This is a genomic window from Candidatus Nanoarchaeia archaeon (assembly GCA_035290625.1).
Classification (GTDB): Archaea; Nanobdellota; Nanobdellia; order Woesearchaeales; family DATDTY01; genus DATDTY01.
On the sequence record DATDTY010000030.1, the window covers coordinates 1 to 15,498 of the forward strand.

Annotated in this window: 13 protein-coding genes; 2 read left to right on the forward strand and 11 right to left on the reverse strand. The window is 43.0% G+C overall.

The genetic code is table 11. The features are described 5' to 3' along the window. The first annotated feature begins 188 nt into the window (after nucleotides 1–188). The gene (locus tag VJB08_02385) at nucleotides 189–1,649 is read left to right on the forward strand and encodes a hypothetical protein (protein HLD42815.1); all 1,461 of its coding nucleotides are present in this window, start codon (nucleotides 189–191) and stop codon (nucleotides 1,647–1,649) included. 2 nt (nucleotides 1,650–1,651) lie between these two features. Here VJB08_02385 and VJB08_02390 read toward each other — a convergent pair whose 3' ends face one another. Further along, nucleotides 1,652–2,524, reverse strand: coding sequence for a DUF1385 domain-containing protein (locus tag VJB08_02390; protein ID HLD42816.1), 873 nt, complete (start codon nucleotides 2,522–2,524; stop codon nucleotides 1,652–1,654). A 75-nt stretch (nucleotides 2,525–2,599) separates the two neighbouring features. Between VJB08_02390 and VJB08_02395 the strand changes: the two genes are divergently transcribed. Further along, nucleotides 2,600–3,532: a hypothetical protein gene (locus VJB08_02395; GenBank protein HLD42817.1), complete on the forward strand. Its 933-nt coding sequence runs from the start codon at nucleotides 2,600–2,602 to the stop codon at nucleotides 3,530–3,532. Nucleotides 3,533–4,273: 741 nt separating this feature from the next. Here the strand turns inward: VJB08_02395 and VJB08_02400 are convergent. The 10 genes from VJB08_02400 to VJB08_02445 form a co-directional block, all read right to left on the reverse strand. Beyond that, nucleotides 4,274–6,634 (reverse strand): PEP/pyruvate-binding domain-containing protein, encoded by a 2,361-nt coding sequence (locus tag VJB08_02400; GenBank protein ID HLD42818.1) that lies wholly within the window; start codon nucleotides 6,632–6,634, stop codon nucleotides 4,274–4,276. Between the two features lie 16 nt (nucleotides 6,635–6,650). Continuing rightward, on the reverse strand, nucleotides 6,651–7,301 hold the full coding sequence (locus tag VJB08_02405) for a hypothetical protein (GenBank protein HLD42819.1): 651 nt from the start codon (nucleotides 7,299–7,301) through the stop codon (nucleotides 6,651–6,653). 361 nt (nucleotides 7,302–7,662) lie between these two features. After that, nucleotides 7,663–8,304, reverse strand: a complete 642-nt coding sequence (locus VJB08_02410) for a cyclase family protein (protein ID HLD42820.1) — start codon at nucleotides 8,302–8,304, stop codon at nucleotides 7,663–7,665. After that, nucleotides 8,294–9,190, reverse strand: a complete 897-nt coding sequence (locus tag VJB08_02415) for an NADP-dependent phosphogluconate dehydrogenase (GenBank protein HLD42821.1) — start codon at nucleotides 9,188–9,190, stop codon at nucleotides 8,294–8,296. The genes VJB08_02410 and VJB08_02415 overlap by 11 nt, the downstream gene beginning before the upstream one ends. A gap of 41 nt (nucleotides 9,191–9,231) precedes the next feature. Then, complete coding sequence (zwf, locus tag VJB08_02420; protein HLD42822.1) at nucleotides 9,232–10,728, reverse strand: glucose-6-phosphate dehydrogenase; 1,497 nt, start codon at nucleotides 10,726–10,728, stop codon at nucleotides 9,232–9,234. 60 nt (nucleotides 10,729–10,788) lie between these two features. Beyond that, the gene (locus tag VJB08_02425) at nucleotides 10,789–11,598 is read right to left on the reverse strand and encodes a transaldolase family protein (protein HLD42823.1); all 810 of its coding nucleotides are present in this window, start codon (nucleotides 11,596–11,598) and stop codon (nucleotides 10,789–10,791) included. Between the two features lie 53 nt (nucleotides 11,599–11,651). Continuing rightward, entirely contained in the window at nucleotides 11,652–14,261 is a 2,610-nt protein-coding gene (locus VJB08_02430; protein HLD42824.1) for a heavy metal translocating P-type ATPase, read from the reverse strand. A gap of 217 nt (nucleotides 14,262–14,478) precedes the next feature. After that, nucleotides 14,479–14,679 (reverse strand): DUF2892 domain-containing protein, encoded by a 201-nt coding sequence (locus VJB08_02435; protein HLD42825.1) that lies wholly within the window; start codon nucleotides 14,677–14,679, stop codon nucleotides 14,479–14,481. Between the two features lie 29 nt (nucleotides 14,680–14,708). Next, nucleotides 14,709–15,014 carry a winged helix-turn-helix domain-containing protein gene (locus VJB08_02440; GenBank protein ID HLD42826.1) on the reverse strand — a complete coding sequence of 102 codons (306 nt, stop codon included), beginning with the start codon at nucleotides 15,012–15,014 and terminating at the stop codon, nucleotides 14,709–14,711. Nucleotides 15,015–15,234: 220 nt separating this feature from the next. Beyond that, a partial coding sequence (locus VJB08_02445; protein HLD42827.1) for a hypothetical protein occupies nucleotides 15,235–15,498 on the reverse strand: 264 nt, incomplete at its 5' end.

Sequence of the window (15,498 nt, forward strand, 5' to 3'; positions counted from 1 at the left end):
AACCCCCCTCAACCGCTGCTTAACAATCCAAACTCTTTTCTCATAAGTCAACTTGTACATGTAGCCTCACCACAGGTGAGGCTATCAGCCGGAAGTAAAAACGTGACTACCGGAAGTAAAAACGTGATAGCACAATGGCGCCCCACCTTAGAAACATTTAAATACATGCAAAACTGTTTTAGGGTCTGTTGACCCCCATGAAGCTAGCTCTTGTACTATCAATCCTATTTGTCTTATTTAGCAGTTCAGCCCTTGGTTTTGGTTTTGATGTTACTCTTGAACCTATCAGAGATCAAATAACCAGAGGCGAGTCAGCCGATTTCACAGTCACTTTTGTGAATAAGCTCCCAAAAACCAATGTATTGCGCCTTGCCTCAGAGGATTTCACCCGCTGGACTCTGCAAACCGACCCACAAAGCGCGAGGCTAAGCGGTGTTATGATACCTTCTGGAGGGACAGCTTCAGCAGTCCTGCAGCTCTTCCCCTCCAAGCAAATCACGCCAGGGAGATACACAATCCAGGTTGAATTCAGGTCTGAAACCAACGGAGATGTGCTGCGCAAAGGCCTGGATGTCAATTACGTCTCCCTTGAGTCAATCTTGAGGAAATATGTTCCCGAGCTTCAGGTGAGCATTAACCTGCCTCACGAAGGCATGCTTGACCCAAGAGGAGACAGAAACGGCGTTACTTCGATTGATGTTGGTGTGAAGAACAAGAATCCCCTCTACTTGGAGAATGTTATCGTGAGGCTCAAATCACAGCTCTTTGATATGGAAACTTCTATTGGAGACCTGCAGCCTCTTGAGCGGAAATTCGCCACATTTGATGTCAAGCTTGATCCCCACGAAACACCAAAGACAGATACCTTGCTTGCAGCTGCAGTCATCGGGAACATCACCTTTGTCGATATCGAGACCTTTGAGATTGCCGGTTATGAGCTTCCATTTGTGGAATCCTCCTCTTCCCAGGAAGCATTTATGAAGACCGCGACTTCTGTGGAAGTCTCAAATCCCAGCAATGTCGCAAAAGAGCAGGATGTACTCCTGGAAACAAGATTTCTGCAATCTCTCTTCACATCCACCTCCCCCCATGCAACAATAACAACACAAGACGGCAAGCGCCTTCTCACGTGGCATGTCACTCTTCCTGCAAGCGGATCGATTATCCTTCGTGCCACTACAAATTACCGGCCATTCTTTTATATCCTCATCATCGCCCTGGCGGCGTTAGGAATTTACCTACGCCTGCGAAGTCCGCTTGTAATATTCAAGTCTGTGAGGGAGGTGGCGAAGCACGAAGGCGGTATTTCGATGTTCAAAGTAATCCTGCATATTAAGAATCGGAGCAAACACAGCCTCCATGGCATTGAGGTTACTGACTCTGTCCCGAGCATTGCTGATATCAGGCCTGGCGAGATGTCAGGCACATTGCCTCCCACAAAGATCCTGACCAATACAAGGAAAGGCTCTATTGCCAAATGGGAACTCCATGCACTGGAAGGCCATGAGGAGCGGGTATTATCCTATCTTGTCAAGTCAAAACTTTCTATTCTTGGCACACTGGAGATCCCCCTTGCCAAGGCAAGGTTTGTCACAAAGAAAGGGAGACATATCATCAGCAGAAGCAATGTTGTGAAATTAAATGCCTGATCTCAGCTTGCCTTCTCAGCTTTATTGACTGCAGCAACGGATGCCAGGGCAACTTCAATCTGGTCATCCCTGGGATTTCTTGTTGTAATCTTCTGCAGCCAGAGCCCCGGTAGAATGAAAGGCCTCATCAGCGGGTTTTTTTCATGTTTTGCCGCAAAGCGCAGAATCTCGTAGGAGATGCCTGCGATTACCGGAATAAGGATTATCCTCCCAACAAATTGAGCGAGGATTGATGAGCGGGTCACCACAGAGAAGACCAGTATAGACAGCAGGAGAACTATAAAAAGAAAACTTGTCCCGCATCTTGGATGGATGGGCGAAAACCTTCTGACGTTAGCGCCCGTAAGCTTCATATTAGCCTCATGGCAGTGAACTGCCATGTGCTCTGCACCGTGGTATTGGAAGACCCTCTTCACATCTTTGAATACCGAGATGATGAGGAGATAGAGAAGGAACACTATAATCCTGAATATCCCATCTATGACGTTAAATGCTATCCCTGGCTTTGAAGTGATGATCTTAGTGAGGACAAGGGGAAGGAAAATGAACATTGTGATTGCTGCAACGACTGCGAAGGCGACGGTAAAGAAAATCTCTTTTTTTGATGCCTTCCCTTCTTCCTCTTCTGCCTGGTTGGAACTCCAAATCATAGACTCCATCCCAATAACCATCATATCATAGAGGTTGATGATTCCCCGGATGAATGGGACTTTTGCTGAAGGCCGGGGCCGCAGCTTTTTTACCATTGTCAGGATTTTCCCCTTCTTCCGCACAGAGACCGCATAATGGGCAGGGCCTTTGATCATCACGCCTTCAATCACTGCCTGACCGCCCAGAAGAAGCTTTTCCTGCGCCACCTGGCCAAAAAGTTCCATGGTCCTTAATAACTTTGTGATTGATAGAAAGTTTTATAAATAGTTACTCTATAGTAGTAATGTATCGGTGGCAAAATGTATACTACGGAAGAACTTGGAGAGGCACAGGATACCTTTACTGGAAAAAGAAGGTTATCTACCCATGAAGTTGAAATTGTAAGACACGAATTTGGAGATAAACAAATACCAAATTACATCTACCCATTCGTTGGACTATTTGCCACTAATCCTGATTTATATAAAAAAATATTCGTGGATGAGAGAGCACAGAACTATTCTTTATTTGGATTCTTCCCTGAAACTTTTGAACTGGTTTACGGCAGTGAAGTTTCACCAGCACTATCTTTTGATGGTGGAAATAGGGGTATCGTCGGAATTATTAAACACCCTACAAAGAAAGTTGTTATTAAACCTACACAGAACAGCAGAGAACATGAAGTTGCACAGATAGCTGATGAATTGGGAGTTGGTCCAAAACAATATGCAAGTTTAGACGGATTTTTGTCTGAAGAATTTATTGAAGGTGATTTATTTTCAAAATTAAGAGGGGATAGAACCTCTGCTGATACTATGTATACTGCGGGAACGAGAATGGGGGAGATTCTGACAAAGCTGCATTCTAGAGAAATTTATTACAATGATACCATCATTACTGATGATTTAGGAAAGTCTCATGTTATATTCCCAGAAGCCTCAGTTGCAGTTTTATTTGATTACGGTGTTGCATTAAGGCTTGATCAACATCCAAACTTCACTGATGAAGAAGTGTATAACTTCGCTAGAACATTTCCAATGGTTAGTATGTTCTTAGGACTGCAACCATCACAAGAGCAAATACAGAAACTTGTGAAGCAATATCGTCCGCAATTACAGACAGCTACAAAAGACCAAATTACGGCTAGAGACATCAATTTTATAAATGAGGGTTTAACATTTGCGGCATATAGGCTAGGGAATCATGTTGTGGAACCATTCTTGAAAGGATTCAAAGAGACCTATCGCGCATAAGGCGCCAGAACAACTAGAATTTCTCAAACGCTTCGTAGCCCAATTACAGATAACATTGGAATTCCTGTTAAATACTTTTCCCATACGCAGTGTGGGAAACCTGCGTCCGCAGAGTAAATCTGGAGTCCGTCTATCCAATGAGTGATAGCGATACAACAAGACAAAGTATCAGGGGGCAATTTTTACTATGTTTTTACAATAGTCCAAAATCTAATTACAGACTCTTTAGATGCATTACCTGATGCAATCCCCTTATTAGTTGTAATATTGATCTTCTGGATATTGTTTAGAGAGAAGAAGGAATAATAAGAAATTGCCCCTATTCTATTCTTTAGGACTCCAGATTTATTGAAACTAACATCGGAATTTAACGAAGTTTTTTCTCCTCCAAAATCCGAGCCTCGAAATTCTCGGCATCCCTGAGAATTTCAGAGTTGCGAGGATTTTGAGAGATGAGAAAAAATTTGGGAGAGCAGGGGAAAACGCTTGGCGTTTTAGCGTCAGCGACCGAATTTCTCGTTAAATTCCTGTTAAATACTTTTCCCATACGCAGTGTGGGAAAATTTCGACCGAAAAGTAAAATTTCCATTTCTAATAGATTCTGCCGAAGGCAGACTAAAGTTTAGGGGGAGTTCCGTTCTATCTAGCTCGAAGAGCCTTAGAGAACATAAATCTGGGGGACAATTTTAACACATCAAAGGCGAAGCCTCTTTCAGTAAAAGAATTAAGGGGAGTTCCGTATTATAGAGTTGTTATCATTCTAGCTTGTAAAATAAACGGATTATTATCTTTTATGGCATATTCAATATCCATAGGCATATTGTAATGTTCCTCAATTTGTTTGCCTATTTTTGCCATTTTCAAAATAAGTTCTGTATCTAGATTAAATAACTCTTTATTTGTATGAATCTTCATATTTTTTTTATCTATCAGATAGCTATTAGGTGTAGTTTTACCAGAAACTAATGATTCGCCCAATCCTTGAACAGCCTCAATAAGCATATGTTTCTTATTAACAGGATCAATGGTGAACATAACTCCTGCAAAATCTGCTTCTATCATCTCTTGGACAACTACTGATATTGAAACGTGTTCATGTTCAAAATTGTTTTTTACTCTATAGTATATTGCTCGTGATGTAAATAAAGAAGCCCAACATTTTTGAACAGAATTGATAAGGCTTTTTTCATCTTTGACATTCAAATAAGTATCTTGTTGCCCAGCAAAGGAAGCTGATGGCAAGTCTTCTGCTGTAGCGCTGCTCCTTACAGCAACATTTTTTGAATTTAATTGTAGATAGTTAGTGATTATATCTTTTTTTAATTGTTCTGGGAAATTTTGTTTGATTATCAATTCTCTAATCTTCATAGAAGTATTGTTTAGATGATTGGAATCCTCAACATCTAGATTTTTCAATAACGCAATAATCTGTAGTTTAATATTGGCAGTCTTTAGGAAGGAATCATAAGCATTAACTGAAATACAAAATCCATTAGGCACAGGAAACAAATTGAACATTTCTCCCAAATTTGCGCCTTTTCCTCCTACTGTAGCAATATCATTTTTTGAAATGTCCTTAAACCAGAAAATATTTCCTTCCCTAATTGTTGAAATGGCTTCCGCTGTAACTTTTTTTCTGACTTTGACTATGCGTTTTTCTAGCTTTATTAACTCGTTAAACTCTTCCTCACTAATTCTAGTAACTATTCCTTTATTTGCATCTAATTTTATTAAGTCGCCGTCATCAAGAATCAATGTTGCGATGCTACAGCCTACAATACAAGGCAAACCAACTTCTCTGGAAATTATAGCAGCATGACAGGCTGCCCCGCCCTCATCTGTAATTATTCCTTTAACTTTTTTAACTAATATCATCATTGTAGGGTTAGTCATTCCAGTAACAAGAATATCATCCTTACCTAATGTTTCTGCTATTGCAAATAACTTGTTTGGGTCATCTGCTTTGACAATTCTTGCCTTTCCTACAACCATGCCTTTATTGGCAATGGTTCCAGTAAAGGATTTAGTATTCTTATCAGGAAGATGCGGATCAAGTATCTCTTTTTTCATCAATAATGCACTTTCTCCGCTATAAGACTTAATTTTGCTATCTGAAAAATACAGTAAAAAATAGGCTTTTCTGTTTTGTAGTTCATCTGATGATATTATTTTATTATTAATCAGCTCAATAATTTCTTTATATGTATAAAACATGTAGACATCCCTAACAGAACAGTTTGCTTTTTGTGCCATCTTCTTGTAAAATGGAAGCATATGAAAAACTTCTCCATTCCAACAAGATTTTATGAGGAGCCTGGTCAAAGCGGCGTTTTGTATAAACCATGCCAACTCCTTAATTTCTTGATTATTTAAATTAGCAAAAATCTCGGTTTGTTGTTTTTTAATATTGCTCCTTCTTTTATTCGCTTCTTCAATTTCTTTATCTATTTTTTGCTTTGTAGTATGCTCAACTCTATTTTTTGCCCATTTAAGAGCATCATCCTCAGAAGTGATATTTGCTAATAATATTGAATATTTTTTTGCGTGCTCAAGAATAGATTTTTCATCAGGATTATCTAATAATTTTCTCCATTCGATTAATTCTTTCAGCAATATATCATTTTCATGAGGTGTAGTTAATATTTGATAATATTCTTCGCTTTTAGTAGGAGCAGAACTATCTAGTATTTGTTTAAGTTTAGTTTCTACAGCAAGGGTTACATGAGCGGTGGTGGTTACAAAATGTGCATAAATTCTCCTTAGATTGAAGATGTATGTTTGGTACAAGGTTACTAATTGTTCTCCTTCTTTATCCAGATTTAGTAAGAGGGAATTAGCAGCTTTCCAGTAGTCTGTTACCTCTTTCTTTTGCCTTTCCAATGTTAATTTCGCAGTTTCGTGATTGAGAAGTTTTTCCCCAGCTGTATTCATTTGTTTTATATCTTCATCAGTCCAAAACCATTGACCATATCCATCTTTGTTCCAGAAAATTATATTTTTTTGAACACAACCGATAATATCTTTATCAAAGATGTGCCTTTCCATCTGCAAAATATGCTTATTAATTGGCTGTTCTCCAGTTGCATAAAGAATGTATATCATCAGAATAAACAAAAAGCTACATCTTTTTAAACATTTCGGCAATAGCTTTTTTTCTAGTATCCATAAAATATTGTACTTGTTTAACTGCACCTGGAAGTCCGCTTTTTAGATTATCTTCCAGATCAGTCTCGCCAACGAGTTGTCCATAAGTCATTAGAGGAATACTAGTTGAATTCAATACTTTTTTTAATTTTCCTAATGTTTTTTCATCCATTCCTAATACCATTCCCAAATTAGGTTTTTCTTCGAATGGGGTATAAATGCCAGGATGATACTCTTTAGGTATTCCAGCTTGTTCAAGAGCAATATTACGATATGCTGCTATCATTCCATGAACAATAGGTCTAACTTCAGAATAGAACAATCCCATCTTAGCTGAATCTTGGTCGCTTAACTCTGAGGAAGTATGATATGCTCCCAATAATGCTTCAATTTCTTTCTTTTTATCTACTCTTACTAATCCATAATGTAATCCTGCCTCTAATACGTTAACCATTGTATCCAATGCTACGTTGTTATCAAGAATGTTCCTAACATTTATACCAGCACTTTCTATTGCAATTTTGTCTGAATCTTGCTCATGTAAGGCATATTTCATAACAGCTTCATAAGTAGGACTACGCTGAACGTTTGCAGAACATACTCCTAATGCAATTTGTGGGTTCATAAGAGCACTTATGCAGTTTGAGTATATAAATGTTTCTTTTTTTATTACTAATAAGTAGTATCAATGCCGAACTCCCCCATCAGTTTAAAATTGTCCCCCTTCCAAATTATATATTTCTGCGTAGCAGACTATATGTGCGAAGCACGGAACTCCCCCGTTTTTTTCGTCTAAGAAATGGAAATTTTATTGTATTTAACTCCCATTCAACGAAGCAAAATCTCTTTTAATAACCGATTGAAACACAACATGTGCAGTATGTCATTCTAAGCACAGACGGCTTTCATTGGTTGCAGTGGAGTAACTCTTTTCTGTAAACAATGCTGTGATGATCAAGAAGAGCAACCCGATTCTTTCATGCGCCTTACCGCTTCAGTAACACAGCCCTTACAGGAGCTCCGTTTCCATCCTTAATCTTCATCGGGAAGCCAATAAACGTATAGACTCCTGGCCTGGCTTTTGAGAGGTCCAGCCCTTCAAATACAACGATTCCTTTAGGGATCAGGATGTCGTGGGCAGCAGGCTTTGGAGAATGAAACTGCTGCACTGAAAGGTAATCGATGCCAACAGCCTTGACCTTCTTCCTTGCCAGAAATTCTGCTCCGGAATTTGCAAGAAAAATAAAATCCTTCCTGAATCTATCCAGCTCCAGGCTAGAATTTCTGGTTTTTAGCAGGATAATCTCCCCTTTCTTTATTCCATGATCTTTAATGTGCTTCTCCTCAATTCCTTTGCCAAATGGAACTGACGTGGTGTCAATAACCGTGCATCTTCCATAACATCTGGAGAGCGGAATCCTGTCAACGCCCGGCTTGTTGTTGTTGATATGAAGAGGGCTGTCAACATGGGTTCCGGTATGCGTTCCCATACTGATAAGAGAGGTGTTTGAAGAGTTTCTTGGGATCGTGGCTACAGCAGCCATAGAAACCTCGGGATTTCCAGGGTATACTGCCATCCCTGCAGCTATTGCCCTGGTAATGTCAATCAATCTCTTTTCATTTTTCAACAGAATGGCCTCCGAACTCCCTCCGCAGAGCTGCGATCGTTCGCTTGCCCAACGGAAAGCGATTGCTCCTATCCTTCCTGATCTGCGCTGCAACCTCAAATGCAGGCGCATATCCCTTTACAGACTTTATCGTCTGCTCAAGCTCTTTAATTGTAACGCTCTTTATCATTGTTCCAATTTCGTTGAAATCTTTCCTGCTGAGCGCATTGTATGCAAGGTCGAGGAGCCAGCTCCTGATGACGCTGGCAGGCTGCCATACCTGGACAGCCTTTTTAATGTCAATGGCGCGGTTCTCCTTTCCCCACGTATCCAACAGCTCAACACCTTCTGCCAAGCCCTGCAAATACACATATTCGATACAATTATGGACACTTTTCACAAAATGGCCTGCGCCAACCTCTCCAAAATATCCGTACCCCTTCTTCGGAGCAAGCGCTTTCAGAGCAGGCTCGATCTTCCTGAACACCTGTTTTGGGCCCCCCACCATCAGCGTAAACCCGTTTTTGTTCCCCCATATCCCACCTGAAACTCCACAGTCGAAGTAATGAATACTTCTCCTGGCTAACTGCTTTGCATGCCTCTGTGCATATTTGTAGAAATCATTTGCTCCGTTGATGATGACATCTCCTTCGCTCAGGCGTTTTCCCAGTTTAGATACCATCTCATCTGTAGGCTGCCCGCCTGGAAGCATGAGCCACACAATTCTCGGTCTGGGCAACTTCTTAACCAACTCTTCGATAGAATACGCAGGGATTGCGCCCTTCTTAGCAATCCTCTTAACTTTCTCAGAGCTTCTGTTGTAGGCAACAACCTTGATGCCAGAGCGCAGAAGCCGGTCTGCCATAGGGAAGCCCATCTTCCCTAATCCAATCAGCCCAATTTTCATCGTCAAACCCTTTTATCACACTTAATCATTGCGGATACTGCTTACTGCAGGTTATTGTAGATATTTGCGCGCTTAGGCATGATCCATCCTCCGGGTATCATCCTTTCAGCTTCCTCTGGTCCGAAGGTTCCAGCTTCATAGATTTGCATTCTTTTCCGCTTCCTGCCAGCTGTCTTCAGGATATTGTCTGTAATCCTCCAAGCAGCTTCAATTTCTTCCCCTCTTGTGAACAGTGTATGATCCCCATGCATGCAGCTGTAGAGCAAGGCTTCGTATGCTTCAGGGGTATTCACGCCAAACTCGCAGCTGTGGCAGAAATCCATCGATACTGGATGTAAAAAGATCCGATGCCCAGGAACCTTCGCGCTGAAATTAATAACAATTCCCTCCTCAGGCTGAATCCTGATGCTGATGATATTTGGTGGCCTTCCCTTACCTTCCTTTCTGAATAAAGGGCCGGCCACATCTTTCATCACAAGATTAATCTCTGACACAGAGGTTTTAAGCCGCTTGCCTGCCCTGATATAGAATGGAACTCTTTTCCAACGGGGGGTATTCACCGTGAGGCGAACAGCAGCATAGGTTTCAACTTTTGAATCAGGGGCAACGCCGTGCTCTCTCCTGTAACCCGGCACTTCCTTTCCATCAATCACGCCTGCCTTATACTGCCCTATCACTACATCACCTTCAAATGATACTGCTTTCAGCACCTTCAACTGCTCTGCATGAACGTTGTCTGAGCTCAGGGAGGTTGGGGGCTCCATAGCAGCATAGGTCAGCATTTGCAGTGCATGATTCTGGATCACATCGCGAATTGCCCCTGCCTTTTCGTAATATCCTGCCCTGCTTCCTATTCCCGTTTTCTCAGCCAGCGTAATCTGGACGCTTTCCACGAATTTAGAACTCCATATCTGCTCAAAAATTGAGTTGGCAAACCTGAATACCAGAATGTTCTGAACCAGCTCCTTTGCAAGATAGTGGTCAATGCGGTATACCTGATCTTCTGTGAAAACACTGTTCAACGTCTTATTCAGTGCCTTGGCTCCCCTGAGGTCAAAGCCAAACGGCTTCTCAACAATGATTCTCTTCCAGCCTCTTCCTGAAAGCAGGCTTCCGTTCTTCAATCCCAGAGATAATGGACCAAACACGTCAGCAGGAGTTGCAAAATAAAATATCCTATTGCCAGCCAATTTAAAATGAATGTCAAGCTCTGATGCTGCTTTATGCAGCCTCGTATAGCTGTCCTTATCGTTTGGGTCAACAACGACATACTTCAGCGTTGCAAGGAAAGACCCATCATGATCCCCCTGCTTGCTGACAAAAGAGCGATAACTCTGATCATCAAAAGGCCGCCTTCCTGCGCAGAGAATTGGAGCATCAGCTCTCAGATGGCCATCTCTTTTGAGCCTCTTCAGGGCCGGAATCAGCTTCTTCAGCATCAAATCTCCTGTAGCCCCAAAGATCACAAACAAGCATGATACGGGTTTCTCCGATTGCATCAACTTGAGGAGTTTTGCTGTCTCTTTTTGTGGTACCATTGCCATTGAATCACTCATGAAGCTCTGCCGGATGCAGTGTAACGGATCTCCGGATTACGATTATCTGTAAATGACCTCCTTATATTCCGGCACAATATCTGCAGTGAATCCGAGGATGCCTTCAACTGTCTTCTCATGATGCAGGAGCTGGGCAATGACTGACCAAGGCACTGTTGCGATGTCAGCTCCGACCATGGCAGCTTCCCTCACTTGCCGTGTGTTTCTCAATGAGGCTGCTAGGACCTGGCTCTTGATGTTGTGCATCCTGAAGATTCCAACGATCTTTCTTACGAGATCAATACCTGATACAATGCCATTATCCTCCACTTTCTTCTTTTCCCACCCTCCCATAGGATAATAATCAGCCTTATCAAATCGGGCCTTCGCTTTTTTCCTCAGATAATCATCAATTCTCCCTGCAAACGGGCTCACTACTTTTGCTCCTGCCTTTGTAGCCAGCAATGCCTGCTCAGGCGTAAAAATGAGCGTGCAATTCACAGGAATGCCAAGCTGGGAAAGCTCACGAATTGCCCTCACACCGTCAAACCTCACATCTCTGCTTACTGATGGATTGATTGGAATCTTGATCATCACATTCCTGGCAATTGCATTGAATTTTTTGTACAGGCTTTTTCCTTCAGAAACCATTTCTTCATAGCTTCGGCCAATCACTTCAAGGCTGACGGGCGTGCCTTTTGCTGTCTTGAGAATCTCCCTGATATAATCTGCCATGCTCATCGACTTGAACGAGCTTGCTGCTTTTCGTATAAGGGAAGGATTTGTGGTAACGCCGTCGAGAATTCCGGCTGCATAACCCTGTTTTATCTCCTCAATTTCTGCGCTGTCAATAAATATCTTCACTGAATCCACCTCCTTGCAGCTTTCATGGCGCTGAATTTAAATAGGTTGTGTTCTGGCAGTGTTCACATCCTATGCCTTTTCATCAGCAAGGAATTTGACACAACGCTTACAGAGCTTAATGCCATCGCAGCTCCGGCAATAATCGGGCTGAGCAGCCAGCCTGTAAATGGATAGAGAACTCCTGCAGCAAGCGGGATCCCGAGACTGTTATAGAAAAATGCCCAGAACAGATTCTCCTTAATCTTCCTCATTGTATACCTGCTAAGATCCATGGCTCTTACAACATCCCTCAAATCCCCCCTGATGAGGACAACGTCCGCTGATTCGATTGCGACATCTGTTCCAGAGCCGACAGCAATCCCGATATCTGCCTGTGCCAATGCAGGAGCATCATTGATGCCATCTCCGACCATCGCCACTTTCTTCCCCTGCTGCTGCAGTTTTCTAATCTCTCTTGCCTTATCCTGAGGCAACACCTCTGCGAGCACATGCTCAATCCCTACCTTGGCTGTAATTGCCTTTGCAGTCCGCTTGTTGTCCCCTGTAATCATGTACACCTCGATCCCCTGACTATGGAGCATCTTGACAGCCTCCTGCGAATGTTCTTTGAGTGTGTCTGCAACCGCAATAACCCCTGCTACTTTTTTATTTACTGCAAGGATCATGGCAGTTTTCCCCTCCTCTTCTAATCTCTGCAAGGATGCCTCGACCCCCTCGATAGATACATTTCTTCCTGCCATCAAAGCCCGGTTTCCAAGCAGAATCGTCTTCCCTTTATGCCTTGCTTCCAAGCCGTGCCCGGCAATTGCGCTGAATCTCTGCGGATCACTGAGCGGAATCTTCATCTCTGTTGCTTTTTGCAAAATCGCTTCCCCCAAGGGATGCTCGCTTCTCTTCTCTGCAACTCCTGCGTACATCAACAGGTCTTTCTCGCTAAACCCTTTGCCTGGAAGGATGTCAGTCACTTCTGGCTTCCCTTTTGTCAAGGTTCCTGTCTTGTCAAAAACAACGATGTGGGTCTTTTGCGCCCTCTGCAATGCCTCCGCGCTCTTAATCAGGATTCCATTCTCCGCACCTTTTCCTGTGCCCACCATAATTGCGGTTGGCGTTGCAAGGCCTAACGCACAGGGGCATGCGATGATCAGCACTGCAACAAAGGTTGTCAGGGCAAAGGGAAATCCCATTCCGAGGCTGTACCATACTGCAAATGAGGAGACTGCTATGACCAGAACTGCCGGGACAAAATATGAGGATACCTTGTCTGCCAGTTTTTGGATAGGCGCTTTGCTTCCCTGTGCATCTTCAACAAGCTTTATAATCTGGGCAAGTGCAGTCTCTGCACCAACCTTGGTTGCCCGAAATATAAATGATCCCGTCTTGTTCAGTGTTGCGCCGATAACCTTTTCTCCTTTTTTCTTCTCTACAGGAATGCTTTCTCCCGTAATCATGCTCTCATCCACAGAAGAATCACCCCCAGTCACGATTCCATCAACAGGGATTTTCTGCCCAGGCTTGACAATCACAAGGTCTCCTGCCTGGACCTCTTCGATGGGAACCTCGATTTCCTTATTTCCTTTTCTCACGAGCGCAGTCTTTGCCTGGAGGCCCATGAGCTTTTTGATGGCTTCTGAGGTTTTCCCTTTTGCAACAGCCTCAAGGTACTTTCCGAGGAGGATAAATGCAATCAGCAGACCCGCAACCTCAAAGTAGAGATCATCGGCGGAATATCCGGGCTTTCCGATCCAGACAAGGATTGAGATGATAAGCGAATATATATATGCCGTTCCTGTGCCAATAGCCACTAATGTATCCATTGTTGCAGTCTTTGTTTTTGCTGCAGCAATGATGCCCCGGGAATAAAACAGGGATCCTGCCATTACCACAGGTGTTGCTAAAAGCAACTGGATCACAACCATGTTTTTTAGTATTGGTTCAGGAACAGGCAGACCAAAGGAGGGGGAAAGCATTGCAAGGTACAATAGAGGAATTGACAAGATTATGGATACTGTTGTGCGAAGCCTGAGATTGCGAATCTCTCTCTCCCTGGCTATCTTCTCGGCATCAACCGGAGCAGCCTCATCAATAGGCTCATAACCGATACCCTGGATTGTTTTCTTTATCTTCTGGACAGATACTAATGCAGGATTGTACACAATTGTTGCTTTCTCACTCACAAGCAATTCCTTTGAGACAATCCCTTTCAGATTTGCCAAAGCTCCGGAGACTGTGCTTACGCAATGAGGATTGTCCATTCCGATAACCTTGAGCTGTATCGTTCTGCCTCCTCCTTTTGATTCAGGCACTACCCCATACCCTGCATCCTGGACAGCCTTCTCAAGCCGCTCTCGTGAAACCTTCTTCGGGTCAAACTCAACCCTGGCTGTGTCTGCAGCAAAGTTCACTGCAGCAGCCTTTACTCCCTGGGTTTCCTTTAGGGATTTTTCTATGGCGCTGACGCAACTGGCGCAGGTCATGCCTGTAATCTTGATTGTGCATGTTTGAGAACCCTCTTTTTGCATCAGGCGGCTGGCTGGCTTGTTTTTCCCTGCAAACTCATTATGGCATTGCTTGCTGCAGAAATAATATTTTTTTCCTTGCCGCCGAGCAGTCAATCTTTTTGCTTCAGCTTTCTTCGGATCAATCTTCATTCCACAGATCGGGTCTTTTGGCATTTCAGTTTTTTATTGCATGTTTCGTTATTTCAAGACTGCAGCTCTGGTATTTCCTGCAATACTCTTCACATCTCTCAGCAAAACTTTTTACTTTGTACAAAAAACCACACTCATTGCATCTGAAATACAGTTTTCTGGATTTCATTATCTTAGCCGGCATTTTCTTGGTCGCCGTCATCTGAACTGCAGTTGATACTTCCTATCATCATTTCTGGGTTTACTGGTCCTCATTGCGGATGCCAAAAGCATCGTGCAGCCAGCACCAGCCCAAAAAGCTCTCAGCCAAGGCAATCCATCCTATGACAAATATTGCCCAATTTATCCATTCAATGCTGTATTGCGGAGCCCATGGCCCAAGCCACCAAAAGGCAAGAGCAAACCGTAATCCCCTGTCCATTTTTCCCAGGTTTGTCTTCATTTTTCCCCCCTTTCAGCTTTTCCTCTTTATTAATCTATCAGGTTATGCTCGCAATAGTTCTTCATATGCTTGCTCATTAATATGAGCAAAGGCTTTATTGTGCCTTTGTTGAGCTCGTATATCCTTTCCTTTCCTCTCGCCTTGACAAACACATAGCCGCACCTCTGAAGCCTCTGGAGGTTATGCGAGACTGTCGGCTGGCCAAAATTTGTTTTCCTGCTTATCTGGGTCACATTCATCGGCTTTTCCATCAGGGCTTCAATGATATCCAACCTGTACTGGTTTGCCAGTGTTCCAAAAAAGGTCTTATAGGGCTGCCGTAGTTCGGTCTTCATCTCTCATCAATAACATATGTTATTAGTGACATATATAAATGTTTTGATTCTGCGGAGCAGTTTCGGGAACGCCTGCGCCTCTTCAGCAACGGCGCGTGCATCCAAAACACAGAACAGCGCCATCGGCTCGATTGCAAGTTAACTCGAGAGGAATTGAATAAATGCTAAACAGGGTCCATAAAGCTAAAAGCTCTAAATTTCGCTCTTTTGGATTGCAGTATCAGACGGGAAGATCCAACCCAAGAACCCCCGGATTATGGAACTTGATGAAGATGCCTATGAGCGTCGCGACCAATCTTAGATATGTCTTGACGATTTTTATATAGGAACTTGCAATCGAGCCGCGCCATTGTGCTATCACGTTTTTACTTCCGGTAGTCACGTTTTTACTTCCGGCTGATAGCCTCACCTGTGGTGAGGCTACATGTACAAGTTGACTTATGAGAAAAGAGTTTGGATTGTTAAGCAGCGGTTGAGGGGGGTT

What these genes read in the sequence shown, in the direction of transcription:
- VJB08_02415 (HLD42821.1), bottom strand. Translation starts at nt 9,190, where the DNA reads ATGAAAATTGGGCTGATTGGATTAGGGAAGATGGGCTTCCCTATGGCA.
- VJB08_02435 (HLD42825.1), bottom strand. Translation starts at nt 14,679, where the DNA reads ATGAAGACAAACCTGGGAAAAATGGACAGGGGATTACGGTTTGCTCTT.
- VJB08_02440 (HLD42826.1), bottom strand. Translation starts at nt 15,014, where the DNA reads ATGAAGACCGAACTACGGCAGCCCTATAAGACCTTTTTTGGAACACTG.
- VJB08_02400 (HLD42818.1), bottom strand. Translation starts at nt 6,634, where the DNA reads ATGATATACATTCTTTATGCAACTGGAGAACAGCCAATTAATAAGCAT.
- VJB08_02430 (HLD42824.1), bottom strand. Translation starts at nt 14,261, where the DNA reads ATGCCAAAAGACCCGATCTGTGGAATGAAGATTGATCCGAAGAAAGCT.
- zwf (HLD42822.1), bottom strand. Translation starts at nt 10,728, where the DNA reads ATGGTACCACAAAAAGAGACAGCAAAACTCCTCAAGTTGATGCAATCG.
- VJB08_02395 (HLD42817.1), top strand. Translation starts at nt 2,600, where the DNA reads ATGTATACTACGGAAGAACTTGGAGAGGCACAGGATACCTTTACTGGA.
- VJB08_02405 (HLD42819.1), bottom strand. Translation starts at nt 7,301, where the DNA reads ATGAACCCACAAATTGCATTAGGAGTATGTTCTGCAAACGTTCAGCGT.
- VJB08_02390 (HLD42816.1), bottom strand. Translation starts at nt 2,524, where the DNA reads ATGGAACTTTTTGGCCAGGTGGCGCAGGAAAAGCTTCTTCTGGGCGGT.